The sequence below is a fragment of the Szabonella alba genome (assembly GCF_016765775.1).
Taxonomy (GTDB): domain Bacteria; phylum Pseudomonadota; class Alphaproteobacteria; order Rhodobacterales; family Rhodobacteraceae; genus Szabonella; species Szabonella alba.
In genome coordinates this window covers 17,375-42,872 of record NZ_JAESVN010000003.1, presented here as the reverse complement: position 1 = coordinate 42,872, position 25,498 = coordinate 17,375, and the positions used below count along the sequence as shown (strand labels likewise).

Annotated in this window: 28 protein-coding genes, 1 tRNA gene and 1 pseudogene; 17 read left to right on the top strand and 13 right to left on the bottom strand. The window is 64.5% G+C overall.

Annotated elements, in window-relative coordinates; translation table 11 throughout:
• Positions 1-27: 27 nt before the first annotated feature.
• Positions 28-1,719: an ABC transporter permease gene (locus tag JL811_RS07830; RefSeq protein WP_202687963.1), complete on the bottom strand. Its 1,692-nt coding sequence runs from the start codon at positions 1,717-1,719 to the stop codon at positions 28-30.
• A 140-nt stretch (positions 1,720-1,859) separates the two neighbouring features.
• Between JL811_RS07830 and JL811_RS07825 the strand changes: the two genes are divergently transcribed.
• Positions 1,860-2,732: a hypothetical protein gene (locus tag JL811_RS07825; protein ID WP_202687962.1), complete on the top strand. Its 873-nt coding sequence runs from the start codon at positions 1,860-1,862 to the stop codon at positions 2,730-2,732.
• Between the two features lie 67 nt (positions 2,733-2,799).
• Here JL811_RS07825 and JL811_RS07820 read toward each other — a convergent pair whose 3' ends face one another.
• On the bottom strand, positions 2,800-3,054 hold the full coding sequence (locus JL811_RS07820; RefSeq protein ID WP_202687961.1) for a DUF2312 domain-containing protein: 255 nt from the start codon (positions 3,052-3,054) through the stop codon (positions 2,800-2,802).
• A 226-nt stretch (positions 3,055-3,280) separates the two neighbouring features.
• On the opposite strand from JL811_RS07820, the gene JL811_RS07815 reads away from it, so the two are divergent.
• Positions 3,281-3,496, top strand: a complete 216-nt coding sequence (locus JL811_RS07815) for a hypothetical protein (RefSeq protein WP_202687960.1) — start codon at positions 3,281-3,283, stop codon at positions 3,494-3,496.
• Between the two features lie 16 nt (positions 3,497-3,512).
• Here JL811_RS07815 and JL811_RS07810 read toward each other — a convergent pair whose 3' ends face one another.
• Positions 3,513-5,465, bottom strand: a complete 1,953-nt coding sequence (locus JL811_RS07810) for an enoyl-CoA hydratase/isomerase family protein (RefSeq protein WP_202687959.1) — start codon at positions 5,463-5,465, stop codon at positions 3,513-3,515.
• A gap of 189 nt (positions 5,466-5,654) precedes the next feature.
• Here JL811_RS07810 and JL811_RS07805 point away from each other — a divergent pair, with 189 nt between their 5' ends.
• The 4 genes from JL811_RS07805 (at position 5,655) to JL811_RS07790 (ending at position 7,897) form a co-directional block, all read left to right on the top strand.
• Positions 5,655-6,518, top strand: coding sequence for an MBL fold metallo-hydrolase (locus JL811_RS07805; RefSeq protein WP_202687958.1), 864 nt, complete (start codon positions 5,655-5,657; stop codon positions 6,516-6,518).
• Positions 6,519-6,593: 75 nt separating this feature from the next.
• Positions 6,594-7,019 carry a YeeE/YedE thiosulfate transporter family protein gene (locus tag JL811_RS07800; RefSeq protein ID WP_202688492.1) on the top strand — a complete coding sequence of 142 codons (426 nt, stop codon included), beginning with the start codon at positions 6,594-6,596 and terminating at the stop codon, positions 7,017-7,019.
• Positions 7,019-7,459, top strand: a complete 441-nt coding sequence (locus JL811_RS07795; protein WP_202688491.1) for a YeeE/YedE family protein — start codon at positions 7,019-7,021, stop codon at positions 7,457-7,459. Before JL811_RS07800 ends, JL811_RS07795 begins: the two co-directional genes overlap by 1 nt.
• 9 nt (positions 7,460-7,468) lie before the next feature.
• Complete coding sequence (locus JL811_RS07790) at positions 7,469-7,897, top strand: protein tyrosine phosphatase family protein (RefSeq protein ID WP_202687957.1); 429 nt, start codon at positions 7,469-7,471, stop codon at positions 7,895-7,897.
• A gap of 97 nt (positions 7,898-7,994) precedes the next feature.
• Here the strand turns inward: JL811_RS07790 and JL811_RS07785 are convergent, their stop codons facing one another.
• Together JL811_RS07785 and gatB are read right to left on the bottom strand one after the other, a co-directional pair.
• A complete protein-coding gene (locus tag JL811_RS07785) occupies positions 7,995-8,504 on the bottom strand; it encodes a DUF4177 domain-containing protein (protein WP_202687956.1) in 510 nt (169 codons plus the stop codon).
• A gap of 86 nt (positions 8,505-8,590) precedes the next feature.
• Positions 8,591-10,102, bottom strand: a complete 1,512-nt coding sequence (gatB, locus tag JL811_RS07780) for an Asp-tRNA(Asn)/Glu-tRNA(Gln) amidotransferase subunit GatB (RefSeq protein ID WP_202688490.1) — start codon at positions 10,100-10,102, stop codon at positions 8,591-8,593.
• Between the two features lie 377 nt (positions 10,103-10,479).
• On the opposite strand from gatB, the gene JL811_RS07775 reads away from it, so the two are divergent.
• Both JL811_RS07775 and JL811_RS07770 read left to right on the top strand, forming a co-directional pair.
• Positions 10,480-10,569, top strand: a tRNA-Ser gene (locus JL811_RS07775).
• Between the two features lie 153 nt (positions 10,570-10,722).
• A complete protein-coding gene (locus JL811_RS07770) occupies positions 10,723-11,394 on the top strand; it encodes a hypothetical protein (RefSeq protein WP_202687955.1) in 672 nt (223 codons plus the stop codon).
• 167 nt (positions 11,395-11,561) lie between these two features.
• Here the strand turns inward: JL811_RS07770 and JL811_RS07765 are convergent, their stop codons facing one another.
• The 5 genes and pseudogenes from JL811_RS07765 to JL811_RS07745 all read right to left on the bottom strand — a co-directional run bounded on the left by JL811_RS07765 (position 11,562) and on the right by JL811_RS07745 (position 16,499).
• Positions 11,562-12,638 carry an ABC transporter ATP-binding protein gene (locus JL811_RS07765; protein WP_202688489.1) on the bottom strand — a complete coding sequence of 359 codons (1,077 nt, stop codon included), beginning with the start codon at positions 12,636-12,638 and terminating at the stop codon, positions 11,562-11,564.
• 14 nt (positions 12,639-12,652) lie between these two features.
• The gene (locus tag JL811_RS07760) at positions 12,653-13,459 is read right to left on the bottom strand and encodes an ABC transporter permease (protein WP_202687954.1); all 807 of its coding nucleotides are present in this window, start codon (positions 13,457-13,459) and stop codon (positions 12,653-12,655) included.
• Positions 13,460-13,653: 194 nt separating this feature from the next.
• Positions 13,654-14,526 (bottom strand): annotated as a pseudogene (locus JL811_RS07755) (ABC transporter permease); the annotation flags it as partial.
• Between the two features lie 192 nt (positions 14,527-14,718).
• Complete coding sequence (locus JL811_RS07750; protein ID WP_202687953.1) at positions 14,719-14,973, bottom strand: hypothetical protein; 255 nt, start codon at positions 14,971-14,973, stop codon at positions 14,719-14,721.
• 122 nt (positions 14,974-15,095) lie between these two features.
• Complete coding sequence (locus JL811_RS07745) at positions 15,096-16,499, bottom strand: aminotransferase class I/II-fold pyridoxal phosphate-dependent enzyme (protein ID WP_202687952.1); 1,404 nt, start codon at positions 16,497-16,499, stop codon at positions 15,096-15,098.
• 86 nt (positions 16,500-16,585) lie between these two features.
• On the opposite strand from JL811_RS07745, the gene JL811_RS07740 reads away from it, so the two are divergent.
• Complete coding sequence (locus JL811_RS07740) at positions 16,586-16,801, top strand: DUF1127 domain-containing protein (protein WP_202687951.1); 216 nt, start codon at positions 16,586-16,588, stop codon at positions 16,799-16,801.
• 241 nt (positions 16,802-17,042) lie between these two features.
• Here JL811_RS07740 and rpsI read toward each other — a convergent pair whose 3' ends face one another.
• From rpsI to JL811_RS07725, 3 genes are all read right to left on the bottom strand, one after another.
• A complete protein-coding gene (gene rpsI, locus JL811_RS07735) occupies positions 17,043-17,537 on the bottom strand; it encodes a 30S ribosomal protein S9 (RefSeq protein WP_202688488.1) in 495 nt (164 codons plus the stop codon).
• Positions 17,538-17,539: 2 nt separating this feature from the next.
• The gene (rplM, locus tag JL811_RS07730; RefSeq protein ID WP_202687950.1) at positions 17,540-18,004 is read right to left on the bottom strand and encodes a 50S ribosomal protein L13; all 465 of its coding nucleotides are present in this window, start codon (positions 18,002-18,004) and stop codon (positions 17,540-17,542) included.
• A gap of 148 nt (positions 18,005-18,152) precedes the next feature.
• The gene (locus tag JL811_RS07725) at positions 18,153-18,959 is read right to left on the bottom strand and encodes an SseB family protein (RefSeq protein WP_202687949.1); all 807 of its coding nucleotides are present in this window, start codon (positions 18,957-18,959) and stop codon (positions 18,153-18,155) included.
• Between the two features lie 218 nt (positions 18,960-19,177).
• Between JL811_RS07725 and JL811_RS07720 the strand changes: the two genes are divergently transcribed.
• The 8 genes from JL811_RS07720 (at position 19,178) to JL811_RS07685 (ending at position 25,479) form a co-directional block, all read left to right on the top strand.
• Positions 19,178-20,425, top strand: a complete 1,248-nt coding sequence (locus JL811_RS07720; protein ID WP_202687948.1) for a Na+/H+ antiporter NhaA — start codon at positions 19,178-19,180, stop codon at positions 20,423-20,425.
• A gap of 218 nt (positions 20,426-20,643) precedes the next feature.
• On the top strand, positions 20,644-21,297 hold the full coding sequence (locus tag JL811_RS07715; RefSeq protein WP_202687947.1) for an ABC transporter ATP-binding protein: 654 nt from the start codon (positions 20,644-20,646) through the stop codon (positions 21,295-21,297).
• A complete protein-coding gene (locus tag JL811_RS07710) occupies positions 21,281-22,942 on the top strand; it encodes a KpsE/RkpR family capsule polysaccharide export protein (RefSeq protein WP_202687946.1) in 1,662 nt (553 codons plus the stop codon). The genes JL811_RS07715 and JL811_RS07710 overlap by 17 nt, the downstream gene beginning before the upstream one ends.
• Positions 22,943-23,103: 161 nt before the next feature.
• Complete coding sequence (locus JL811_RS07705; protein ID WP_202687945.1) at positions 23,104-23,946, top strand: urease accessory protein UreD; 843 nt, start codon at positions 23,104-23,106, stop codon at positions 23,944-23,946.
• Between the two features lie 3 nt (positions 23,947-23,949).
• On the top strand, positions 23,950-24,252 hold the full coding sequence (locus tag JL811_RS07700) for an urease subunit gamma (RefSeq protein ID WP_202687944.1): 303 nt from the start codon (positions 23,950-23,952) through the stop codon (positions 24,250-24,252).
• Between the two features lie 9 nt (positions 24,253-24,261).
• The gene (locus JL811_RS07695; RefSeq protein WP_202687943.1) at positions 24,262-24,816 is read left to right on the top strand and encodes a HupE/UreJ family protein; all 555 of its coding nucleotides are present in this window, start codon (positions 24,262-24,264) and stop codon (positions 24,814-24,816) included.
• A 12-nt stretch (positions 24,817-24,828) separates the two neighbouring features.
• Positions 24,829-25,134, top strand: a complete 306-nt coding sequence (locus JL811_RS07690; RefSeq protein WP_202687942.1) for an urease subunit beta — start codon at positions 24,829-24,831, stop codon at positions 25,132-25,134.
• Between the two features lie 30 nt (positions 25,135-25,164).
• A complete protein-coding gene (locus tag JL811_RS07685) occupies positions 25,165-25,479 on the top strand; it encodes an antifreeze protein (protein WP_202687941.1) in 315 nt (104 codons plus the stop codon).
• Positions 25,480-25,498 lie beyond the last annotated feature (19 nt).

Here is a 25,498-nt window from a genome sequence, read left to right as displayed (position 1 = left end):
CAGCGTCCAGATCTTCCTCTGCGCCGCTCAGCCCGTGCTGCGGGCGCGGTTGGCATGGGCAAGGATCGCCACGGCGCACAGCCCCACCGCCATGACCAGCAGCGCCGCGGGGGCGGCCTCGGTCAAACGTTCGGCGCTGGCCTGATCATGGACGCGCGTGGCCAGCGTTTCATAGTTGAAAGGCCGCAGCAGCAGCGTGGCAGGCAGTTCCTTGACGCAATCGACAAAGACCACCAGCAGCGCCGTTGCCACCGATCCGCGCATCAGCGGCAGATAGACCGCGCGCAGCGTGCCCCCGGCCCCCCGGCCCAGCGACCGCGCCGCCAGCGGCAACGAGGGCGAGACCCGGCCGAAAGCCGCATCGACCGCTCCCTGCGCGATGGCAAAGAAGCGCACCATATAGGCCAGAACCAGCGCGGCGGCGCTGCCCGTCAACAGAAGGCCCGGATCATGGCCCGTCAGCGCCAGAACCAGATCGGCGATGCGGTGGTCCAATGCGGCCAGCGGGATCAGGATACCCACCGCCAGCACCGCCCCGGGCGCCGCATAGCCGACCGCCGTCACCGGCATCAGCCGCGCAGGCAGGCCATGGCGCGACAGGCGCACGCCGTAGACCATGAAAACCGCCGCCGCCACCGTCAGCAGCGCCGCCATCCCCCCCACGGTCAGCGTATTGGTCAGCGCCTGCGCGAGGCCCGGGGTGAACCAGACCTCGGGCCGCGCCAGCGCATGGGACAGCATCACGCCCACCGGCAGCACGAAACCGACCATCAGCGGCACGAGGCAGACCAGAACCGCCAGCCCCGCCGCAATCCCGGTCAGACGCTGTGCCACGATGGGACGCGCGGCACGCGAGGGGCGGTGAAACCGGGCGCGGCGGCGGCTGGAGCGTTCCAGCGCCAGAAGCAGGATCACCACCGCCAGCAACACCAGCGACAGTTGCGCCGCACCGCCCGCATTGCCTCCCGACAGCCAGACCGAGAAGATGCCGGTCGTCAGTGTCTGCACCCCGAAATGCACCACCGATCCGAAATCGGCGATCGTCTCCATCAGCGCCAGCGCCACGCCCATCGCGATGGCAGGCCGGGCCAGCGGCAGGCCGACGCGAAAGAACAGACCCCATGGCCCCCGGCCAAGGGCGCGCGCGACTTCATAGGTGGCGCCGGACTGTTCACGGAAGGCCGAACGGGCCAGCAGATAGACATAAGGATAAAGCGCTGCCGACAGCACCACGATGGCGGCCCAACGGCTGCGGATCTGCGGAAACCAGTAATCGCGGGCAGTGGTCCAGCCGAACAGATCGCGCAGGCTGGTCTGCACAAGGCCGGAATAATCCAGAAAATCGACCAACGAATAGGCGCCGACATAGGCCGGGATCGCCAGCGGAAACAGCAGCAGGTAATCCAGCACCCGGCTGCCCGGAAAGCGGTACATCGTGACCAGCCATGCCGTCACACTGCCCGTCACCGCCGTCAGCAGCCCCACCCCCAGCATCAGCACCAGCGTATTGGCCAGATAGCGCGGCAGCACCGTCGCCATCAGATGCGGCCAGATATTCTCGGTCGGGTTCAGCGCGATCCAGACCACGGCCAACACCGGCCCCACGACCAGAACCGCGATGACCAGCGCCCCCAGCGTCCAGAAATCCGGCAGGCGGCTTGCCCGATGCTGGGCCGGTCGCGGGGCCCGGATATCTTGACTGTTTGCCTCGGCTTCCATCGCGACCGGTTACAGGAAAGCGGTTTAACTGTCCAGAAAAGCCCGTATAGTCGCCGCAACCTTGCAGCGGGCCTGACCGGACGGGCAAGGCTTGCGGAAACAAGGCCCGGAACGGGCGCAGATATGGGAATTTCGGCATAATGCAGATCGTCTATCACCTCGGGCTTCATTGCACGGATGAGGAACGCCTGCTGCGGTGTCTGCTCAAGAATCGTGCGGCCCTCGCCGATGAGGGGATCGCCGTTCCCGGTCCTGCCCGCTATCGCACGCTGTTGCGCGACACGGCAAAGACGCTGAAGGGTCAGCCCGCCGGAGAGGAAACCCAAAGTCTTGTTCTGGATGAGATCATCGGCAATGACGTGGCGCGGCGGCTGGTCTTTTCATGGGACAATTTCCCCGGCTATCCGCAGGGCGCGGTGCGGTCAGGCTTCTATGCCTCGGCCGGGGAACGGATGCGCGGCTTTCGCCAGATCTTCCCCGAGGCAGAGACCGAGTTTCATCTGGCGCTGCGCAATCCCGCGACCTTCATACCGGCGCTTTACCAGAAACAGGGCGGGCTGGGGTTCGAGGCGTTCATGGAAGGGGTCGATCTGACCCTGTTGCGCTGGTCCGATCTGGTGGCGGGGCTGCGCGCGGCCAACCCGGATGTCGCCATCACGCTGTGGTGCGATGAGGATACGCCGCTGATCTGGCCCGAGGTCCTGCAGGCCGTTTCAGGCCATGGGCCGGAGACGGTGCTGGAAGACAGCGACGATCTGCTGGGCAGCCTGATGTCGGCGGACGGGATGCAGCGCATGACCGCCTATATGGAAAGCCATCCGCCGCAGAACCCGGCGCAGCGGCGGCGCATCGTTTCGGCCTTTCTGGACAAATTCGCGCTGCGCGACCGGATCGACCTGGAGTTCGAGATGCCCGGCTGGACCGAGGCAATGATCGCGCAGGCCAACGCCGATTACGACATGGACATGGCACGGCTGCTGGCGATGCCCGATATCCGGGTCATCACGGCCTGAGACTGGCGGAAGGAAGGCAGCAAGCGGGGCACAGATGTGCCCCGCTTGCTGCCCGCAGGCCCTTGCGTCAGGCCATCCCAAGGGCGGCCTTGTAGAGTTCCATCACCGCCTCTTCCTCGGCAATCTCATCGGGCTTGCGCTTGCGCAGCGCGATCACCTTGCGCAGGACCTTGGTGTCATAGCCCCGGCCCTTGGCCTCGGCGAACAGTTCCTTCTCCTGTTCGGCAAGATCTTTCTTTTCAGCGGCAAGCTGTTCGGCGCGTTCGACGAACTGGCGCAGTTCCTCGGCGGTGACGGAATAGGAATCGGCGGCGTCGCTCATTGCGGGGTCCTTCCTGAAACAGGCCATTAGCCGGACGGATGCGGTTCGGCCCCTTTCCCTAGCCCGGAGCCGGGGGCGGGTTCAAGCACCGTTGCCCGGGGGTAGCGCCCCCCGCGCGCTCATTCCGGTCTTTCCGGGTGCGGGCCCCCGCGGGGCTGCCCTTGTCAGGGACGCGATGCTCGGTTAGGCGCTGCGGCAGGGGATGGAACAGCGGAAAGGAACGGCAATGCAGATCCTGATCTGGATGGGGGCGGCGGCGGCGCTGATCGGCTTTCTGGGGCTGGTGGTATGTATCATCAAGGGGTTGCGCGCCAGACGCTCAGGCCTGGATGACACGCAGATGCGGGCCGAACTTCAGCGTCTGGTGGTGCTGAACATGACCGCGATGGGCATTTCGGTGCTGGGGCTGGCGATGGTGGTTGCGGGCATCATGCTGCGCTGATCACGGTTCCGACCGCCTATAACGCATCCAACTGCGCCAGCGTCACCCCTTCGCGCAGCATCCGCTCCAGCAAGGGCGCGGGCGTCCATAGTGCTGCATCGTGTTCCGCCCATCGGCGCAGATCCTCTCGCAGCACCAGAAGCCCCCGCTGACCGGCCCAGAACATCGGTCCACCTGACCAGCGCGGCAGGCCCAACCCGGAAATCGCGGCCATGTCCAGATCGCCCGGGCGCAGCGCCGCGCCCTCCCCCAACAGATGCAGACCGGCATTGGCCATCGCCCCCAGCAATGGCGCCCCATGTCCGGCACAGAACGGCGCAAAGCCGCCGCGCGGGGCCAAACGCCCATCGTCATGCGGCAGAAAGCCCCAGCCGCGCAGTTGCGTGGTCAAGGTCTCTTGTCCCTCGGCCTGACGCAGAAGGTCGATCGCGCGATGCAGCGCCTGCCCCATCGCGCCCAGAACGCCCTGGTCAGTTGCCCGGATCACCGCCAGACCCTGCCCCCGGAACCAGTCCGCCAGCGCGGCGGCAACGCTGTCATCCTGACCTTCGGCGGTCACGATCTCGGCCAGCCGCGCAGGTCCCGGTCCCGGGGGATGCAGGATCACGGCGGGTGGGCGGGTTCCGTCCGGTCGTTGCAGTCCGGAACGCCCCCAACCCACACAGGTCGCCCCGGCCGGAAGATCCGGCAGCACTGCCCCCGGCTGCGCAAAGACACCGTCCGGAAAAACAATGTCGATCCCGCCGGGCAGCGCCTCGGGCAGTTCCGGCTGGATCCGTGCCCAGCGATCCGCCGCCGCACCCACATCCAGCCGCCCCGCCGCCTTGTCCTCTTCCAGCGACAGGGCCACGCCTTCCAGCAATTCCGAAAGCGCCGCCGCATCGGGATCGGCGATCGTCACACGCAGCCCGGCCTGCAAGGCCATCAGCGTCAGGCGCAGCGCCGGTCGTTCAACCCCCAGAAGCGCGATATGGCCGATCCGCGCGGCCCCTGCCCCGGCCGCCTTGCCCCGGGCCGTCCGGAAGGCGCCTGCCGCGCGGCGCTCGGCAAAGAAGACATGGCGCAGGGCAGCCGCCTCGGGCGTGGCGACAAGATCCAGAAAGGCCGCGCGTTCGAATTCCAGCCCCTGTTCGAAAGGCAGCAGCATCGCCGCCTCGACACAATCGACAATGCGCGCGGCAGCGGCAACCGGCCTGTCCTTCACCGAGGCCCGCGCCCGGGAAATGGCTGCAAATCCGCCCGCGATATCGGCAATGCCGCCCGGCGCAGATTTGCGAACATCCCCGGCCAGCAGGTCCAGCGCAAAACCATAGGCAGCACCCGGCAGGTCATCCTCGCAGATCCGGTCCACCAGCCCCATGGCCAGCGCCTCGGAGGCCGTGACAGGCTTGCCCGACAGCATCAGGCGCAGCGCGGGTTCCACGCCCACAAGGCGCGGCAGGCGCTGCGTGCCTCCCGCCCCGGGCAAAAGCCCCAGCGTAACCTCGGGCAGGCCCAGCCGGGCCGAGGCCAGTGCTATGCGATGATGCGCGGCCAGCGCGAGTTCCAGCCCGCCGCCAAGTGCGGATCCATGCATTGCTGCAATGACCGGTTTCGGGCAATCGGCGATCCGCCTGCACAGATCGGGCAGCAGCGGCGCGCGGGGTGGCTTGCCGAATTCGCTGATATCGGCCCCGGCGGGAAAACTGCGCCCCTCGGCCAGCAGCAGGATCGCGCGCACCGCCGGATCGGCCTCGGCCTCCTCCAGCAGCACCTGCATCGCCTGACGCAAGCCATGGCCAAGCGCATTGATCGGCGGATTGTCAAGGATCAGGACCGCGACATCGCCCAGCACCTCAAGTCGCGCCGGGGCATCGGCCTGTCCGCGCTGCGGGCCGGACTGCGGTGCAGGGTCTGCAATGGGGGTGGTTGCGGCCTGTCCGGGCGCTGCCCCCTGCCCATCCTGTGCCGTCGCATCCGAATGTGTCATGCCCGCCCCTGTCGACTTTGCCATATTAACAGGTGCTTTGGCCGTCATTGCAATCCCTTGCGCGGTCTGGCCTGCCCCATCCCCGCGATACGGGCAAGGAGAGGTTCGGTAAAGCGTCATATTCAAATCTTGAAATATGTTTTGCCACTGCTATATCCAGTATCAGAACCGCAGAAAGGGAGCTTTCCCATGAAACCGCTGATCCATGCCTTTTTCGACGAGGCCACGAATACGCTGACCTATGTATTGCAGGAACCCGAGGGCCGCGCCTGCGCGGTGATCGATTCGGTGCTGGATTTCGACTATGCGTCGGGGCGGACCGATACGCGCTCGGCCGATGCGGTGATCGCCTTCATCAAGGCCGAAGGGCTGGATCTGCACTGGATCCTTGAAACCCATGTCCATGCGGATCACCTGTCGGCAGCGCCCTATATACAGGAAAGCCTTGGCGGCCAGATCGGGATCGGTGAACGGATCACCGTTGTGCAGGACACCTTCGGCAAGGTTTTCAACGAGGGCACCCGCTTTCAGCGCGACGGATCGCAGTTTGACCGGCTGTTCCGTGAAGGCGACAGCATCACTCTCGGCCAGTTGCGCGTCGATGTGCTGCATACGCCCGGGCACACGCCTGCTTGCCTGACCTATGTGGCGGGCGATGCGGCTTTTGTCGGCGACACGCTGTTCATGCCCGATTTCGGCACGGCGCGCTGCGATTTCCCCGGCGGATCGGCAGAAACCATGTGGGATTCGATCCAGAAGATCCTTGCCCTGCCCGAAGAGACGCGGATTTTCGTCGGCCATGACTACAAGGCCGAGGGGCGGGAGACCTATGCCTGGGAAAGCACGGTCGGCGATCAGAAACGCCTGAACCGCCATGTCGGTGCGGGAAAGTCGAAAGCGGATTTTATCCGCATGCGCAACGACCGGGACGCGAAACTGGACATGCCCCGGCTGATCATCCCGTCCCTGCAGATCAACATGCGCGCGGGCCAGATGCCCGAGGCTGAGGAAAATGGCGTCAGCTATCTCAAGGTGCCGTTGAACAAACTTTGAGTCCCGGGCGGCCTGCGCGCGGTGCAAGACCGGTGGGCGACAGCCCTGCCCTGAAAGGAAGGAAAGACGCGGATGATAGACCCTGACTGGATCATGGGCCTTGGCGGCGGCCTGATGATCGGCCTTGCCGCTGCGATGTTTCTTTTGATGAATGGTCGCGTCATGGGGGCCTCGGGCCTTGTCGGCGGGCTGGTTGACGGGTCAGGGCGCAGCAATGCGGCGGAAAGGCTGAGCTTTCTGGCCGGGCTGATCCTTGTGCCCGCGCTGATCGCGGCGCTGACCGGCGGCTATGAGACGCATCTGACGCAGAATGTCGCGGTGATCGTGGTGGCGGGGCTGCTGGTCGGTGTCGGCACAAGGCTGGCCAATGGCTGTACCTCGGGGCATGGCGTCTGCGGCATCTCGCGCCTGTCGCTGAGAGGGATCCTGGCGACCCTGGCCTATCTGCTCGCGGGGGGGCTGGTCATGGTCGCCTTCCGGCATCTTCTGGGGGTGATATGATGCAGCGGAACCTCTTTGCAACCCTTGCGGGCGCGCTGTTCGGCACGGGTCTGCTGATCTCGGGCATGGTGGACACGACCAAGGTGCAGGGCTGGCTGGATGTGTTCGGGGCCTGGGATCCGACACTGGCCTTCGTTCTGGGCGGTGCGATTCTGCCGATGGCGATTGCATGGCGCATTGCCACGAGGCGCAGCCGGTCGGTGCTCGGGCAGGACCTGCCCAGCCCGCCGTCGCAGCGGATCGACCGCAGTCTCCTGCTGGGGTCGGTGCTGTTCGGCATGGGCTGGGGGCTGGCCGGATTGTGCCCCGGCCCGGCGATGGCCTCGCTTGGGTTTGGCGGCTGGGGCGGGCTGCTCTTCCTTGTGGCGATGCTGGCGGGTATGGTGGCGGCACCTGTGCTGCGGACCCGGCTTGACCGGGCGCCTGCCCCTACCGTCTGAGGAGTTTTCATGGACATCCGTTCGCTGACCCCCGATTACGCCGTTTCACCGCAGATCGCGCTGGAAGACCTGCCCGCGATCCGCGAGGCCGGTTTCACGACCGTGATCGACAACCGCCCCGATGCCGAGATCCCGGGGGAAATCGGCGCGGGCCCGATGCAGGCGGCAGCCGAGGCGCTGGGGCTGCGGTTTATTGTCAATCCGGTGATCGGCGGCGCGATGACGATGGAGAATGTGACCGCACAGGCCGCCGCGATCGAAGCGTCCGACGGCCCGGTTCTGGCCTATTGCGCCTCGGGCAACCGGTCGTCGCAGGTCTGGGCGCTGGCCCATGCAGGCAAGATGCCCGCCGATGACCTGATTGGCATTCCCGCGCGCTTCGGCTATCAGCTTGAGGGCCTGCGCGGCACCATCGAGACGCTGGCCCGTCAGGGCTGAAGTATCGCGCCACCCGACCAAAACAAAAGCCCCGCAGATCATACGGGGCTTTTTTCGTGCGGCGCGCGCGGGGTATCCGGGCCGCAGCACGCCTGCCCTATTCTGCCGCCTGATCGCCCGGGCCGCTTTTTCGCTGCACAGGGGGATCCGCGCGGGACGCATCGTTTCGGGGGGCATCCTTGCCGGGCGGAACAGTGCGGGGCGGCACGGTACGCGCCGGTGCCGGACGGTCCACCGCCACGCGATCCGAGGCGCCGCGATCCGCCGACAGGCGTGGCTCATCCGGCATCGTGGCGATCATCGTTGCTGCCTCGGATGAGGTCAGCGCCGGCGCATTGCCGCGCGCCTTGCCCTTGGCCTCGGTCCCCTCCTGCGGCAGGGCGCGGCGGAACACCAGCATATGCAGAAAGGATGTCTTGGTGCCGGTGAAACCCGAGCGTTCCTCACAAGGCAGCGTATCCGCGCGGACATAGTCCCAGCCTTCGGCGCCAAGCGTGTTCATCACATTCATCAGCGCGACCGCGAAACGCTCGGGCGTCGTCTTCGCGGTTTTGGCCTTTTCCCCTTTCAGGGGGGCCGGGACCACCTTGTATTCGTAGTGCTGCATGGGTTCTCCCTTTCGGCGGGGCCATCATGGCCCGGGACCCGGGGCCTTGCCACCCCCTTGCGGGGCGGCGGCAAGGATCCGCCCGGTCAGAGGCCGAGTTTCTTCACCACCAGTTCATTGACCATCTGCGGTGCCGCCTTACCACCCGTCGCCTTGATGACCTGCCCGACGAACCAGCCTGCAAGTTTCGGATTGGCACGGGCCTTTTCGACCTGTGCCGGGTTGGCCGCGATGATCTCATCCACCGCCGCCTCGATGGCGCCTGTATCGGTAACCTGTTTCATGCCGCGCGCGGCGGCCACCTCGGCGGGGGTTCCGCCTTCGCTCCAGATGATCTCGAACAGGTCCTTGGCCATCTTGCCCGAAATCTCACCCGAGGCGATCAGGTCAACGATTCCGCCCAGCTGATCTGCGGAAACCGGCGTCTCCGTGATCGAGACACCTTCCTTGTTCAGCCGCCCGAAAAGTTCATTGATGACCCAGTTCGCCGCCTGCTTGCCATCCCGCCCCCTGGCCACCGCCTCGAAATAGCCTGCGGCATCCAGTTCGGCGGTCAGCACATTGGCGTCATAGTCGGTCAGACCGAAATCGGCCATGAAACGCGCCTTCTTGGCATCAGGCAGTTCGGGCATCGTGGCCGCGATCTGATCGACCCAAGCCTGTTCAATCTCAAGCGGCAGCAGGTCGGGACAGGGGAAATAGCGGTAATCATGCGCCTCTTCCTTGGAGCGCATGGACCGGGTCTCCCCTTTGTCCGGGTCATAAAGCCGGGTTTCCTGCACGATCTCGCCGCCATCTTCCAGAATCGCGATCTGGCGGCGGGCCTCATAATCAATGGCCTGCGTCATGAAGCGCATCGAGTTCATGTTCTTGATCTCGCAGCGCGTGCCAAGATGCGCAAAATCCTGTGTCGCCTGATATTTCTCATACTGGCCGGGACGGCAGACAGACACGTTCACATCTGCCCGCAGATTTCCGTTCTGCATATTGCCGTCGCAGGTGCCAAGATAACGCAGGATCTGGCGCAGCTTGGTGACATAGGCTGCCGCCTCTTCGGGTCCGCGAATATCGGGGCGGCTAACGATTTCCATCAGGGCCACACCGGTGCGGTTGAAATCGACGAAAGACATCGTCGGATCCATGTCATGGATCGACTTGCCTGCATCCTGTTCCAGATGGATGCGTTCCACCCGCACCAGACGCGCCACGCCGGGGCCCATTTCGACCAGCACCTCCCCCTCGCCCACGATAGGATGGTAAAGCTGGCTGATCTGATAGCCCTGCGGCAGGTCGGGATAGAAGTAGTTCTTGCGGTCGAAGGCCGAGCGCAGGTTGATCGCCGCCTTCAGCCCCAGCCCCGAGCGCACCGCCTGTTCGATGCAGAATTCATTGATGACCGGAAGCATCCCGGGCATGGCCGCATCGACGAAGGCCACATTGGAATTGGGTTCCGCCCCCACCTGTGTCGAGGCCCCCGAGAACAGTTTGGAATTGGACGAGACCTGCGCATGGATCTCCATCCCGATGACCAGTTCCCAGTCATGTTTCGCCCCGGCGATCACCTTGGGCTTGGGGGTCTCATAGGTCAGATCCAGCATGTGCAGCATTCCCGATTTGTCCGGCCCCCTTGTCTAAGGCAGCGGGACGCGTGGTTCAAGCGGTGAAGGGCTTCGCCAGACCCGGCCAGACCGCAGAGTCGCCCCCGTTCAAGCCGCTGCGCGCGGCCAGACCCTGCGGCGCGGTGTGATTGCGTCCCCTCGCCCGATGTCATTCATTGCAGATCCCCCCCGTTGCGCGGTCGGCAGAGCCGTTGCGCAGACGGGTAGCCGGGGGACTGACCGGGATGGGCAAGGACGACCTGCATGGGAGCCGGGACAATAATTCCGATCAAACCGCAAATCCCGATGACCCATGATTTTCGGGACCCGCGATTTTTGGCCTTGCCCCCGCAGGCTCGGGTGATAAACGTGCTGGCGGAGCTGTGGCCGAGTGGTCGAAGGCACACCCCTGCTAAGGGTGCAGGCGGGGAACCGTCTCGAGGGTTCGAATCCCTTCGGCTCCGCCACATTCAAATCCATCTATAGCGCTGTTATTAAATGTAAAAGCCTCCAGATGCGGGCGCGTCACGGTTCACATCACGTGATTTGATGCACATAATGACACACAGTCCGCCACACTGTGTCCTGATGTAATCGAATGACTGTGGGCAAATATCGCGATGACGATTCAAAAGCGCGGCCAGACCTTTTATCTCAGAAAACGGGTTCCTCAGCGCTACAATCGCGTCGAGGACCGGGACATGATTTTCCTGTCCTTGCACACCGACTCCGAAAGTGTTGCGTCGATAAAGGCCACCAAGATCTGGGCGGACATGATCGAGGCTTGTGAGGCGAAGATGCCGAAGCCTTCCAGCGCATGGAGGCCGCCCGCAATTTGGCCGCGAAGCGCGGCTTCCGCTTCCTCACCGCCGATAAGGTCGCCCGCCTGCCCGGTCGATGAGATCGTGGAGCGGGTCGAGAAATCCCTTAAGCCATCCGGGCGCGTGGACAGGCTTGAGGCCGAGGCCCTGCTTGGTGGAGCGAAGCCTCCGCGCCTGACGGTCAGCCGCGCGCTGGAACGCTACTGGACCGTCGCCAAGGTCAAGACCCTCGGGAAGACCGAGGACCAGATCAGGCGCTGGGAAAACCCGCGCAAGAAGGCCGTCGCCAACTTCATCGAGGTCATCGGGGATATCAGTCTTGACGAGATCACCACCCGTGACCTGTTCAAATTAAGGGAGTGGTGGGTGGAGAAGATGGGCGATGATGGACTCAGCGCGAACAGCGCGAACAAGGATTTTGTGCATCTCACCTCGATTCTCCGCGACGTCTGCCGGTCCAAGGAAATTTAGTTCGCTTTCGATACTCAGGGCCTCGCCATCCCGGATATCGGCGGCTGTGGTCAAACCTTCTGAAACCTTATGGACAGATCAGATGAACACCCACACGGGGCCAGTCCCCGCACCCGCGGGGGTATTTGGGCCAAGAGAAAGATCAGAATGCTAAGCGGGGCGTTTTCCTAGCGGAACAGCACCATCGCCCCCGGCGACCAGCCGACCCTTGTGCGGGTGCCGATATCCAGCACCGGACGGCCAAAGACATTGCGCATGGAGATGCGGACCGGGCTTTGCGTGCCATCCAGCCGCACATCGTAATAGGTCATGTCACCGAAATAGACGACTTCCTCGATCGTTGCCATGCTTTCGCGATCCCCGGCGGATTGCCCGTCAAAAAGGACCGTCAGGGTTTCGGGGCGGAAGCCCACCGAAACCTCCCCCCCGGTCACGGCACCGGGTGCCTGTGCCGCCTCAAGGGCCATCGCGCCGAAACCGGCCGCCTCGATCTCGATCCGGCCGCCCATCTCGGATGTTACAGTGGCGGGCAGGAAATTCATCGTGCCGATGAAATTTGCCACCGTGCGGCTGTTCGGGCGACGATAGAGCGTTTCGGGATCGGCAAGCTGCGCGATCTCCCCTTCGAACATCACGGCGATCCGGTCGGACATGACCAGCGCCTCTTCCTGATCATGGGTCACCAGAATGAAGGTGATGCCGACCTGCCGCTGCAGGCGGATCAGTTCCACCTGCATATGTTCGCGCATCTTCTTGTCCAGCGCCGACAGGGGTTCATCGAGCAGCAGAACCTTGGGTTTCAGGATCAGCGCCCGGGCCAGCGCCACGCGCTGCCGCTGCCCGCCCGAAAGCGCATGGGCCGCGCGCGCGCCATAGCCTTTCAGCCCCACCATCTCCAGCGCCTCTCCCACACGGGCGGCAAGATCAGCCTTGGACAGGCCCGCACGGCGCAGACCGAAGCCCACATTTTCGGCCACCGACATATGTGGAAAGATCGCATAGGACTGGAACACCATATTGGTGGGCCGCTTGTTCGCGGGCACCCCGGCCATGTCCTTGCCGTCGATCATCACCACGCCGCGGTCAATGCCCTCAAACCCCGCGATGGTGCGCAAAAGCGTGGTCTTGCCACAGCCCGAAGGCCCCAGCAGTGAAAAGAACTCCCCTGCCCGGATCGTCGCGGTGATGCCGCGCAGCGCGTGATAATCACCGTAATATTTATGCACGTCCTGAAACGCGATCATGGTGGGTTTCTCGGTCACAGGAAGCCTCCGGTATCCTTGCCGCCGGACCGGGCGATGCCGCGGCGGCGGAAATATTCAGCGATGGACAGCAGGACGATGGACAGGCAGACAAGGATCGTTCCAAGCGCCATGATCACAGGGACCGCCTGCGGGAAACGGAATTGCGAGAAGATATAGACCGGCAGTGTCGGCTGGGTTCCCGCAAGGAAGAAGGCGATGATGAATTCATCCAGACTGATCGTGAAGGAGATCAGCAAGGAGGAGATGATCCCCGGCATGACCAGCGGCAGGATGATCAGCCGGAAGGTCGAGGCGGGCGTTTCACCCAGGTCATAGGCGGCTTCCTCAAGGCTCTGGTCAAGGCTCTGGAAGGCCGAAGACAGGATCGCGATGGTGAAGGGCGTGCAGATCAGCACATGGCCAAGGATCACGGTCATCAGCGACAAGGGCACGCCGAGCCCCAGCAGCACCACCAGCAAGGACACCGCCACGATGATCTCGGGCAGCACCAGCGGCAGCATGATCAGCCCCATGATCCCCGCCTTGAAGGGAAAGCGGTAGCGGGTCGAGGCGCGGGCCGCGAATATGCCAAGGATCGTTGACAGCACCGCCGATGTCACCGCGATGAACAGCGAGTTCTTCACCGCCAGATGCAGGGTCGGCTGGGTCGCCATCTCCTCAAACCAGCGGGTGGAAAATCCCGTCAGCGGAAAGGCGATCACTGTCGCGTCGTTGAAGGCGAACATCGGCAGCAGGATGATCGGCGCATACAGAAAGATCAGATAGCAGAAGGCGTAGAGTTTGAAGCCGTTGACCTTCATGCCATGCCCCCCCCGCGCTTGAGCATCACAAGAAGCGCGATATGCCAGCTCAGGATCAGCAGAACACCCGCGACCGCCCCCGGCAGCAGCGAGGCGATCAGCAGCACGCCCCCAAAATTCGCCGCGATGGAAAGGAAGGCCATCGCCACCGCCGCCACCCAGGGCATCGTGCCGTTGAACCATCGGAACGCCGCCCCGAACAGCCGCGCCTGTGCCCAGCCAAAGAAGATGGTCAGCACGACCAGCATCATGCCCGAAACCGCGATGGCCGACCCCATCGGATAGTTGTCCAGCCGCAGATATTGCAGCTGGATCAGGTTCGCGATCATCCGCCCCTCGGGGCCGCCCACCAGTTGCGGGGTGACATAGTCCCCGATGGTCGGGATGAATACGATCAGAATCGAGGCAACAACGCCCGGCATGGCCAGCGGCAGCGTCACGCGCAGGAAGGTCATGAAGCGCGATTCCCCAAGGTCCTGCCCGGCCTCAAGCAGGCTGCGGTCGATCTTTTCCAGCGCCACAAAGATCGGCAGGATCGCAAAGGGCGCATAGGCATGGGCCAGCGTGATGACGACCGAATTGACGTTGTAAAGGATGAAGGTCAGCGGCTCGTCGATGATGCCGATACCCAGAAGCCCCGAATTGACCACGCCATTATAGCCAAGGATCACCTTCCACAGGAAAACCCGGATCAGATATGAGGTCCAGAACGGAATGGTGATCAGAAACAGCCAGAGCGATTTCTTCGACGGCTCGACATGGAAGCTGACAAAATAGGCGATGGGAAAGGCCAGCAGCACCGTGATCGCCGTCACCGCCATAGACACGGCCAGTGAGCGCACCATCACCGAACGGTAAAGCTCATTCGTCCATGCCTCGGAATAATTCATCAGCGTGAAGTCGCGGATGATTTCCAGATAGCCATCGGTCAGGAAGGAATAGAGCAGGATCGTGCCAAGGGGGGCCGCCAGCAGCAGGATGGCATAAAGCCCCGGAGGCGCCACAAGCAGCAGGCCGCTGCCGCCTTCCGTGCGTCGTATCCGCGCCCAGAATGACCCTTCACTCATACCCTGCCCCCGACCGCTCTTTTGGTATCTGTGGCACAGCTTTTCACGGCTGAAAAGAGAAACGAGACGATGAACGCCCCGTTTGCCGGTCTTTCAGGCATCGCAGTGCCTGCCGGTTGAGCAGTCGTGATGCCATGCGCGCCGGTCCGGAAAACGACCGTGCCCCAGCCCCGGGTCAGACGCGGACTGCGCTCAGATCCGCTCAATCGCGATGGCGCGTTTCTTCAGTTCGGTAATCAGCGCGGGCACGACGCGCAGCGCTGCAACCGCCTTACCCAAAGCGGCAGACAGATCGGCCTCGCGCACATTCTGGCCCGAAACACGCCAGATCATGCGACGGTTCACGCCGTCATCATAGACCACCTCGGTCATGCCCTTGCTGTTGCGCCTGTAGCCCAGGAAGTCCGCGCCGCCATTGGGCGCGTGAAAGCCATTCTGATAACCCATTTTCGGATCTCGTTTTTTATTTTGCTCGATGGTCAAAAGATGCGCCCCGACCCGGCCCCGGTCAATCACGACGCGCAGGGCGCGCGGTGATTCCCCGACAGTCGAGTCGTTTTGGCAACAGGTCAGACCGAGATTTCCGCAGGCGGGCTGTCCAGCAGCCGCGAAAGCCGCAGACAGGCCTCCTCGATCCGGGTGCGGCTGTGATTGCCGGGAACGGCCAGCCGCACCGAATGGGGCGCGCGGCCATGGATCAGGGCAAATTCATCGGCGGAACGCAACAACACGCCCTCAGCCTCGGCCATGCGCGCGAAGGTCGAGGCCCGCCAGCCCGCCGGCAGATCCAGCCAGACAAAGGGCAGACCCGGCTGCCAGTGCAGCGCATGACGGCCCAGCACATTGACCACGCCTTCCAGCCGATCGGAAAATCCGCCCTGCACGCGGCGGCGCAGGTCATCGGCGACACCCGAGGACAGAAGTTCATGACACAGGTCGGAAATCGGGCGCGACAGGGCAAAGAAGGAATGCTGCGCCGTCAGCCGCCCCGCCTGCCCCATTCCGGTCGGGCAGAGGATATACCCCAGACGCAGCGCCGCCGAGATGGTCTTGGAAAAGCTGCCGATATACCAGGTGCGTTCGGGGGCCAGCGCGCGCAGGGCGGGCATGTTGCTCTGGCTGATGGAATAGCAGTCATCCTCGATGATCTGCAGGTCATGCGCCCGGGCGATCTCGGCAATCCGGCGGCGGCGCTCCACGGGCATTCTGGCAGTGGTGGGGTTCTGCGCCTCGGTCGTCACGCACAGGATCTGCGGCGCGTGGCGACGACAGGCGGCCTCCAGCGCGTCGGGGCACAAGCCATGGGCGTCAATCTCGACCCCCACAAGTTCGGCCCGGGCCAGTTTCGCGGCATGGCGGAACCCGGCATAGGCCAGTTCCTCGATCAGCACCGTGGGCCGGTCGCCGCGCAGACAGCATTGATAGACCATCATGATCGCATGCTGCCCGCCATAGCACAGCGCCATGTCCTCGGCCGAAACCGGGCCAAGGATGCGATCGGCCAGCCAGTCCACCAGTGCCTCGCGCAGCACCGCCTCGTCGCGTTGGCTGGGATAATCCAGCCAGTCCCCCCGGATCCGGTCGCGCAAGGCCGTCATTGCGGCATCAAAGGCCGCCCCCTGCCCCAGTTCCGGCAGACGCGGCGCGCGCATGTCGATCCGTCCGTTCAGGCTTTCGGGTTCACGCTCGATATAGAAGCTTTGCGTCGGGCCAAAACGGGGCCGGTCCGGGGCGACGAACGTGCCCCGCCCCACCGTCGCGGCCAGCAGCCCCTCTTGTGTGGCCAGTTGATAGGCGCGCGACACCGTCCCCGGCGTCACCTTCATTTCCCAGGCCAGGTCGCGCACCGTGGGCAATTGCGCCCCCGGGGTCAGTTCGCCCGCCCGGATCGCATCCCGCAACGCGCGCACCAGCGCCAGATATTTCGGACCGTCACTTTGTGTCAGGTCGGGGAGCCAATTTGTATCTGTCACAATGTTCCTCTGGCGTTCTTATGCGGACTTTGTATTAATAGAATCACACAGTCAATCCCGTTTGTGTCGATACAATGAGCGAGCCCATGATCCGTCTTTCCGCCTATAGCCCCGCCGCCCATCCGTCGCTGCCGCCGCTGGCGCGTATCGGTTACGCGCTGTCGGTCGCGCTGCTGGCCTGGGAGGAACGCCGCCAGAGCCGAAAGGCGCTGGCCCGGCTGGATGCGCATCTGCTGCGCGATATCGGTCTGGCGCGCGATGAGGCCCGAACCGAAGCCGCCAGACCATTCTGGCAAGGTTGATCCGACAGGGTTGATCCCCTGCCTGCTCCCTGTCCCCGGACCTTTCCGACAGGACATTCCCCGACTGGCCGCATCCAAGGATGCGGCCTCTTTTTTGATCGGACATCCCTGTGACAGTTGATGCCGTGCAGCCATGCCGGACGGGGCAGCGCGCGGCATGATCCCCGGGCAACACCATCCCGCAAAATGAAAAGGGCGCAGGAAATCCTGCGCCCTTTCCGAATATCCAGCGACCGAAAGATCAGCGCTTGGAGAACTGGAAGCTGCGGCGCGCCTTCGGCTTGCCGTATTTCTTGCGTTCCACCACGCGGCTGTCACGGGTCAGGAAGCCTGCCGCCTTCAGCGCCGCGCGCAGGGTGGGATCGTAAAGCTGCAGCGCCTTCGAGACGCCATGCTTCACCGCGCCCGCCTGACCCGACAGACCGCCACCGGCAACCGTTGCCATCACGTCGAACTGGCCTTCGACACCGGCGACGGTGAAGGGCTGTGCAAGGATCATCTGCAGCACGGGACGCGCGAAATACTCGTTCATCGCCTTGCCATTGACCGAGACCTTGCCCGAACCGGGCTTGATCCAGACGCGGGCAACCGCATCCTTGCGCTTGCCGGTCGCATAGGCGCGGCCCAGCTTGTCGCGCATCGGCTCCCGCTTGGGGGCTTCGGCGGCGGCTTCGGCAGCGGCGGGGGTGCCCGACACGGCCGATTTCAGATCGTCAAGAGATTTGATTTCGGACATGGTCATGCGCTCCGCGTATTCTTGGGATTCATCGCCGCAAGGTCGAGAACGGTGGGCTGCTGGGCCTCATGCGGATGCTCGGCACCGGCATAGACGCGCAGATTGGTCATCTGCTGGCGACCAAGGCTGTTGCGGGTGATCATCCGCTCAACCGCTTTGGTCACGACGCGCTCGGGGTGGGCGCCGTCCAGAACCTGCGCTGCGGTGCGAAACTTGATCCCGCCCGGATGGCCGGTATGCCAGTAATAGCGCTTGTCGGCGCGCTTGTTGCCAGTCATCTGTACCTTGTCGGCATTGATGACGATGACATTGTCACCCATGTCCATGTGCGGCGTGAAGGTCGGCTTGTTCTTGCCGCGCAGGATATTGGCCACGATCGTGGCGAGACGGCCCAGAACGATACCTTCGGCATCGATCAGGATCCATTTCTTGTCAATATCCGCAGGCGTTGCGGTAAAGGTTTTCATGGTCAGCCCTGTAACGGAGGCGGGGGATACCCGCAAAGAAACGATGACGGTGTATCCTTCAGCGCGGCGTTCGGGTCAAGTCTGTCCGATATGATAATTTCACTATATAACATATACTTACAAAATAGGTATTAAAATACCCCACAAATCAGCGCAGAATGGGCGGCTTGTCCGGATCGCTTCCGGGCGCGCGCGGCGCTGTTGCGGCGCGGCTGTCAGCGGCGGGGGCCTCGGGCAGGTCGATGCGCAGCGCAGCCTTTGCCATGGCAAGGGCCGCGGGATCGGTTCCGGCCAAGAAGGTCACGTCGATCTCCCCCGCCTCGATGCCCGAAAAGGTCAGCGCCTCGGCCGCCGCCCGGGCCAGCGCGCTTTCGGCGGCCGGAACGGCATCGAGAAAGGCCAGCATATGGCCCTGCCGCCCGTCGCCGTAACGCACCCCGGCGATCAGCACGGCACGCGCCAGTCCGGCCGCCCGGGCCAGTTTCGCATCCAGCGCCGACAACAGCGCGCCGGGCAGCGCCTTGGGCGAGGTGAAGGTCTCGGGCCGCGCCTCGGCGGCGACCGGCCCGTGATCCAGCACCCGGGCCAGCCAGTCCACCGCCGCAGGATCCAGCAGGAATTCGGCCGACCCGGCGCCCAGATTGAGGCCCAGCCCGATGCCCCGCCCCGCCAGTTGCCGCGCAACCGCCCGGCCCGGCAGGGCGGCATAGGCGGCAGGCCCGCCCGCCGCGACCGCCAGCCGGTCCTCACCGTCATAGGCCAGAACCACCGGTCCGTCCTCAAGATCAAACAGACGCGGGGTGATCTCGGCACCGCCCTCGGCCACATGGTCCAGAAGAACCACCAGTTCGGCATCCGCCAGCGCCGCAAAATAGCGCAGCCGCGCGGCATCCGGCGCGGTCTCGTCCCCGTCTGCGGCCATCATGGCGCTGTGGGCATCGTCAAGCGCGGTCATGTCGGGCCTCCTTTCACGGGGCATTCGGCGGGAAAACAGGCATCCGGCGGCAGCACGCGCGGCAATCGGCGTTGAGCTAACCGATGGCGGCAGGGCCCGGCAAGATGCAGCAACGTCACAGACCGGTAATTCCGCAGCACTTCCTGTGCCCGATCATTGAGAATGGCGCCCCGCCCCCCTAGGGTCGAATCCATGTTCTTTCGCAAGGTTGATGAGTCTTGACTCCCGTTTCCCCTGTCCTGCGCCGCTATGGGCTGGTGCTGATTTCCGGTGCGGGTCTGGCCGCGCTTTGCGTCGGACTGGCGCCCGCGACCTATTACGATCTGGTGGAATGGCCACTGTCGGATCTGGGTCGCAGGCTTTTCGCCCCCGGAGTGACCCCCGCGACACTGATATCAGGCCTGCTGATGCCCTTTTTCCTGCTGCTGATCGGCAAGGAATTATGGGAATCGCTGCGGCTGGATCGGGGCCTTGCTGCAAGGGGGCGCCTGCCCGGCCCCTTGCTGGTGGCGCTTGGCGGGATGGCGGGCGGCGCATTGGTCTGGACCTTGGCCAGCGCGCTGCTGCAAACGGCGGAAGAGGCTGCAGGCACGCCCGGCTGGGTCTTTCCGCTGGCCGGGGACACGATCCTTGCCTTTCTTTTCGGGTGCATGATCCTTGGCCGGGGTCATCCTGCCTTGCAGATCCTGCTTTTTGTCACGATCTTTGCCGATGTGACGGCGCTGGTGATGGCGGGGCTTTTTGCGCCAGCCTTGCAAGGGCTGGAGGTCTCGCGCTTTCTGTGGCTGATCCTGCCGCTTGCGGCGGCCTGTCTTGCCCATGTCCTGCTGACCCGTCCTGCACAGCGCCCCGATGCCAGTGAGGTCACGCGCCAGCGCGCGCAGCATCTGTGGCTTTGGGCCCTGCCGGGGATTGTCAGCTGGTTCGGGGTCGCGATGGCAGGGTTTCCGCCCGCGCTGGGGCTTTTGCCGCTGTTGCCCGCCATGCCGCATTCCGACCGCAGTTTTGGCCTTTTTGCCGAGGCCGAGGGCTTTCTGACCGATCCGCTGAACCGGCTGTCACATCTGCTGATGACGCCGCTTTTGCTGGTTCTGGCGCTTTTCGCCTTCACCCATGGCGCCATTCTGCCCGGCCTTCTGTCCGAGCCGACCACGGCGATCACGCTGCTTGCGTTCTGGATCGGCAAACCGGCAGGGGTGATGGCGGCGATCCTGCTGTGCCGGGGCCTTGGCTTGCGGCTTGACCTTGCCCCCGGCTGGCGCGAACCGGCGCTGATTGCGGGGCTGGCCGGGATCGGCTTTACCGTGCCGCTGCTGATGTTGCACGGGTCCCTGCCCGGCGGGATGATGCAAGAGGCTGCCCGTCTTGGCCTTGCCCTTTCAGTGCTGGCAGGTCCGGTTCTGTGGGTCGCGGCCCGGCGAAGCGGTATCCGGCCGGTCCGGACAGGCAGCGCGATCCGGCGCTGAGCCGCCGCATGCGCCCGCCTTCTGGGCCTCTGTCCTTCCGCTTCCCGCCACAAGCGACCATATTGATGCCAGATTGGCCCCCTAAACTCCCTCCCGTGGCTCTGCTATAGATCCATTGACGGAGTCTTCATTCCGACCCCGTATCCCGGATCCGAACCGGGAACGGCCCGGCGCAAGCAACCGGGAGAGGCGCAACCCGAGCGGACGAGAAGCGAGCGATGATCGCATTCGAGAATGTCAGCAAATCCTTCTGGACCGGAGCGTCCCGGAAGGTGATCCTCGACCGGGCCTCGTTCCAGGTGGAGCTTGGCAATTCGCTGGGCATCCTTGCCCCGAATGGCACGGGCAAGACCACGATCATCAACATGATGGCGGGGCTGGAAAAACCCGATGAGGGTGTGATCCGCCGCAGCTCCCGCATCTCCTTTCCGCTGGGCTTCATGGGCGGGGTGGTCAGCCGGCATACCGGGACCGAGAATGTCCGCTACATCGCGCGGCTTTACAGGCTGGACCCGGATTATGTCGAAGGATTCTGCCGCTGGATGGCGGGGATCGCGGAATATTTCGACATGCCGGTGGGCACCTATTCCTCGGGCATGCGGTCGCGTTTCTCCTTTGCGCTGATGCTGGCGCTGGAATTCGACATCTATCTGATCGACGAAGGCATGCCCGCGACCGCCGACGTCGAATTCAACCGCAAGGCCGGTGCGATTCTGCGCGAGCGGCTGAAGAACGCCACTGTGATCGTGGTCTCGCATCAGGCCAGCACGTTGGAAAAATTCTGCCGCTCTGCCGCTGTGTTGCGCAACGGGCAGCTTTACATGTTTGAAACCCTCGAAGAAGCGAAACGCCTTTATGACTACGAAGCTTAAGGCCACCCGGTTCCGCATCCGGCGCCCGCAATTTCCCGACCTGCCGCAGCGGGACCAGCGTGAGGCCGATACCGCGTCGGATGAAGGGCTTTTCGACAGCCCGGTTGATGACGGGTTCGGCCCCGGCCGTTTTCCGACCGCAGGCCCCCCCACCACCGGAGCCAGCAACGGGCACCCCGAGGAGAACGATCTCGAGGCCATCCGGCGCGAAGGGCTGACGGGGCGGCAATTGCGCATGGCCCGGCGGATGGCCCAGAAACACGGCTTGCCTGCAACCTCGGATTTCGATGCGGTGCGTTTGTTGCGCAATGCCGGGGTCGATCCCTTTCAGCGCATGTCCATGCTGGAACTGGTCACGCCGGGCGATCCTGACCCCGATGCGCCCGAACAGTCCCGCGCGCTGGCCCCGGTGCCGGGCAATGACGGCCCCCGCCTGCCCCAGACGATCCGGCCTGCGGGCCTGCCCTCGACCGAGGTCCGGGCCGAGCAAAGCCATGCCTCAGACATTCTGCGCATCCAGCGCGACCTTGCCAAACGGCGGCGGCGGCGGTCGGCCCTGCTCATGGCGCGGCTATTTTTCTTCGTGTTTCTGCCGACGCTGCTGACGGGCTGGTATTACTACATGGTCGCGACGCCGCTTTATGCGACCTATTCGGAATTCGTGATCCAGCAAAGTCAGGCCCCAAATGCGGCTGCGGGGGGCCTTGGAGGGTTGTTGCAGGGTTCCCCCCTTGCCACATCACAGGACAGCATCGCCGTTCAGGGCTATCTGCAATCGCGGGATGCGATGCTGCGGCTGGATGCCGATCACGGTTTCCGCGCGCATTTCTCGGATCCCTCGATCGACCCGATCCAGCGGCTGGATGCCGACAGCACGCTGGAACAGGCTTATGCCATCTACAAAAAGAACGTGCAGATCTCTTACGACCCGACCGAGGGGATCGTGAAGATGGAGGTGATCGCGGCGACGCCGGAAAAGGCCGAGGAATTTGCGGCAGCCCTGATCGGCTATGCCGAAGGGCAGGTCGATCAACTGACGCAGCGCCTGCGCGAAGATCAGATGCGCGGAGCGCGCGAAGCGTTTGACGGGGCCGAGGAACAGATGCTGACCGCGCAGCGCCGGGTGGTCGAATTGCAGGAACAGTTTCAGGTCCTGTCCTCAGAGGTGGAGGTGACGCTGCTGACCTCGCAGATCACGCAACTGGAAAGCCTGCTGACGCAGGACCGGCTGTCACTGCAACAGATGCAGTCCAATCCGACGCCCAATGCCGCCCGGATGGAACCGCTGCAACGCCGCATCGCCACACTGGAATCCGAGATTGCGCTTTTGCGGTCAAAACTGACCGAGGACAGCGAAGGCGGGGTATCCATCGCCCGGGTGCAAAGCGAATTGCTGGTCGCGCAGGCCGATGTGCAGACCCGGCAGATGATGCTGGCCCAGTCGCTGCAGGCGATGGAGGGCGCGCGGGCCGAGGCGAACCGTCAGGTGCGCTATCTGTCCTTATCGGTCAGCCCGGTCGTGCCGGAACAGGCCGCCTATCCCCGGGCCTTCGAATATACGCTTGTCGCCCTGCTGATCTTTGCGGGGATCTATCTGATCATCTCGATGACGGCGGCGATCCTGCGCGAACAGGTTTCGGCATGACACCTGCGGCCTGATGCTTTCGAACCGCCCGATTTTCGGGCGGTTCGCCTGAAAATCGGGCAAATACCGCACTGCAGGCTGCGAAGCCCGGTGCCGCCGCCATTGCCGCCATTGCCCCCGACATCAGCACAATGCTCCCTTGCCGGTGAAAGCGGGGGAAAATGCTCGACGCGGCGGAACGCATATCCGGGGCGCAGATCCATCAGCGCAGCCATGGCTGCGCCGAGGTGGTGATCGCCGCCCATGCCAACGGCGCGCGGCTGGAGCGTCTGGCGCAGGCAGGGTCGGCCAAGGCGATCCTGCCCCGCATCCATGATCCGCGCCCCGAGGTGGTCTTTCTCAATACCTCTGGCGGGCTGACCGGCGGTGACACCCTGCGCTATGCGCTGCGGCTGGGGGACGGCCTTTGCGCGACCGCCACCACCCAAACCGCCGAACGCGCCTATGCCAGCACCACCGGTGCGGCACAGGCCAACGTGGATCTGAAGGTCGGGCGCGGCGGCTGGCTGGACTGGCTGCCGCAGGAGACGATCCTGTTTCAGTCCTCGAACCTGAAGCGGCGGATCGTGATTGATCTGGCCGAAGATGCCGGATGCCTGTTTCTGGAAACCGTCATCCTTGGGCGCCATGCGATGGGGGAAACCATCACCTCGGCCCGGCTGGACGACCGGCGTGAGATCCGCCGCGCGGGCCGCCCGATCTGGATCGATCCGCTGCGGCTGGATCCCGATTCCCTCGGGCGGACCACGTCCCCCGCCCTTCTCGGGCCGGGGCGGGCCTTTGCAACGCTGGTGCTTGTGGCGCCGGGGGCGGCCGATGCGCTGGGCCCGCTGCGTGCCACGCTGACAGTTCCGGGGGTCGAGGCCGCCGCAACCGCCTTTGAGGGGCGGCTGGTGCTGCGCGTGCTGGCCCGGGACGGCCTGCCGCTGCGCCGCCAGATCGCGCGCGCGGTTGCCTGCCTGCGCCCCGGCCCCCTTCCCCGTGTCTGGCAATATCAGGACTGACCCATGAATCTGACCCCAAGGGAAAAGGATAAACTGCTGGTCTCGCTTGCCGCGATGGTGGCGCGCGGAAGGCTGGCACGCGGTGTCAGGCTGAACCATCCCGAGGCCATCGCGCTGATCACCGATTTCGTCGTCGAGGGCGCGCGTGATGGCCGCAGCGTCGCCGATCTGATGGAGGCGGGCGCCCATGTCGTCACCGTCGCCGATTGCATGGAGGGCATCGCCGAGATGATCCCGTCCGTGCAGGTCGAGGCCACCTTTCCCGACGGCACCAAACTGGTCACCGTCCATCATCCGATCCGCTGAGGAGTCCCCATGTCGCGTATTTTCCTGATCTCGCTTTGCCTGATGCCGACCATGGCGCTCGCCCATCCCGGTCATGGAACCGAGGCCGCCTTCCTGTCGGGTGTCAGCCATCCGATTGGTGGGCTGGATCATGTTCTGGCGATGCTTGCGGTCGGTCTCTGGGCCGGGATCAGCGGCGGGCGGGCCTTCTGGGCGCTGCCGCTGGCCTTTGTCGCCGCCATGATCGCGGGCGGTGCCCTGGGCGCGACGGGAGTCGGCTTTCCGGCGGTCGAGCCGATGATCCTTGCCTCGATCATCGTGATCGGTGCGCTTGCCGCGCTGGCACTGCGGCCCGGGCTTGCGGTCTCGGTGGCGCTGGTGGCGCTGTTCGGTCTGGCGCATGGCCATGCCCATGGCACCGAAGGCCCGGCGGGGGATCTGGCCCTTTATGCAGCGGGATTTGCGCTGGCAACGATGGCGCTGCATCTTGCGGGCATGGCGCTGGTGCGGCTTGCGCCGCTGATGGTCGCCCGCGCCTCGGCCGCCGTCACCGCGCTTGGCGGCGCGGCGCTGGCCTTCGGCTGAGGGGCGCGCGCGATGATCCCCGGGGAAATCCTGTGCGCGGCGGGTGAGATCGAGCTGAATGCGGGCCTGCCCGTCACCGTGCTGGAGGTCGCCAATACCGGCGACCGCCCCGTGCAGGTGGGCAGTCATTACCATTTCGCCGAGACCAATCCGGGCCTGTCCTTTGACCGTGCGGCGGCGCGGGGGCAGCGGCTGGATATCCCGGCAGGAACCGCCATGCGGTTTGAGCCGGGCCAGACGCGCACGGTGCGCCTTGTGCCGCTGGGGGGCAAGCGCCATGTCTATGGCTTCAATGCCGATGTCATGGGTCCCCTGTGATGGCAGCCCCCGGTTCCAAGGATGGTCCCCATGTTTCCCCCGATTTTCCCCGTCGATGCTTTCCGTCTCGGCTATCAGATGTCCATGCTGGCACTTGAGGCACAAAGCGTGGTCGCGATGCGGCTTTGGGGAATGGCGGGGCTGTGGAATGTCACCCCGTCCGAAAATTCCCGCATGGTATCCGAGAAATCCACGGCAATGATCGCCTCCGGCATGGCCGCGCAACGCGCCATGGCCAGCGGCGCCTCCGCCACCGAAACCGTGCTGGCCGCGATCAAGCCGATCCGGCGGCGCACCGGACTGAATGCCCGCAGGCTGTCGCGACGCGGCGCCTTCAAGACCTGACCCAGCAAGGGAAGATCCC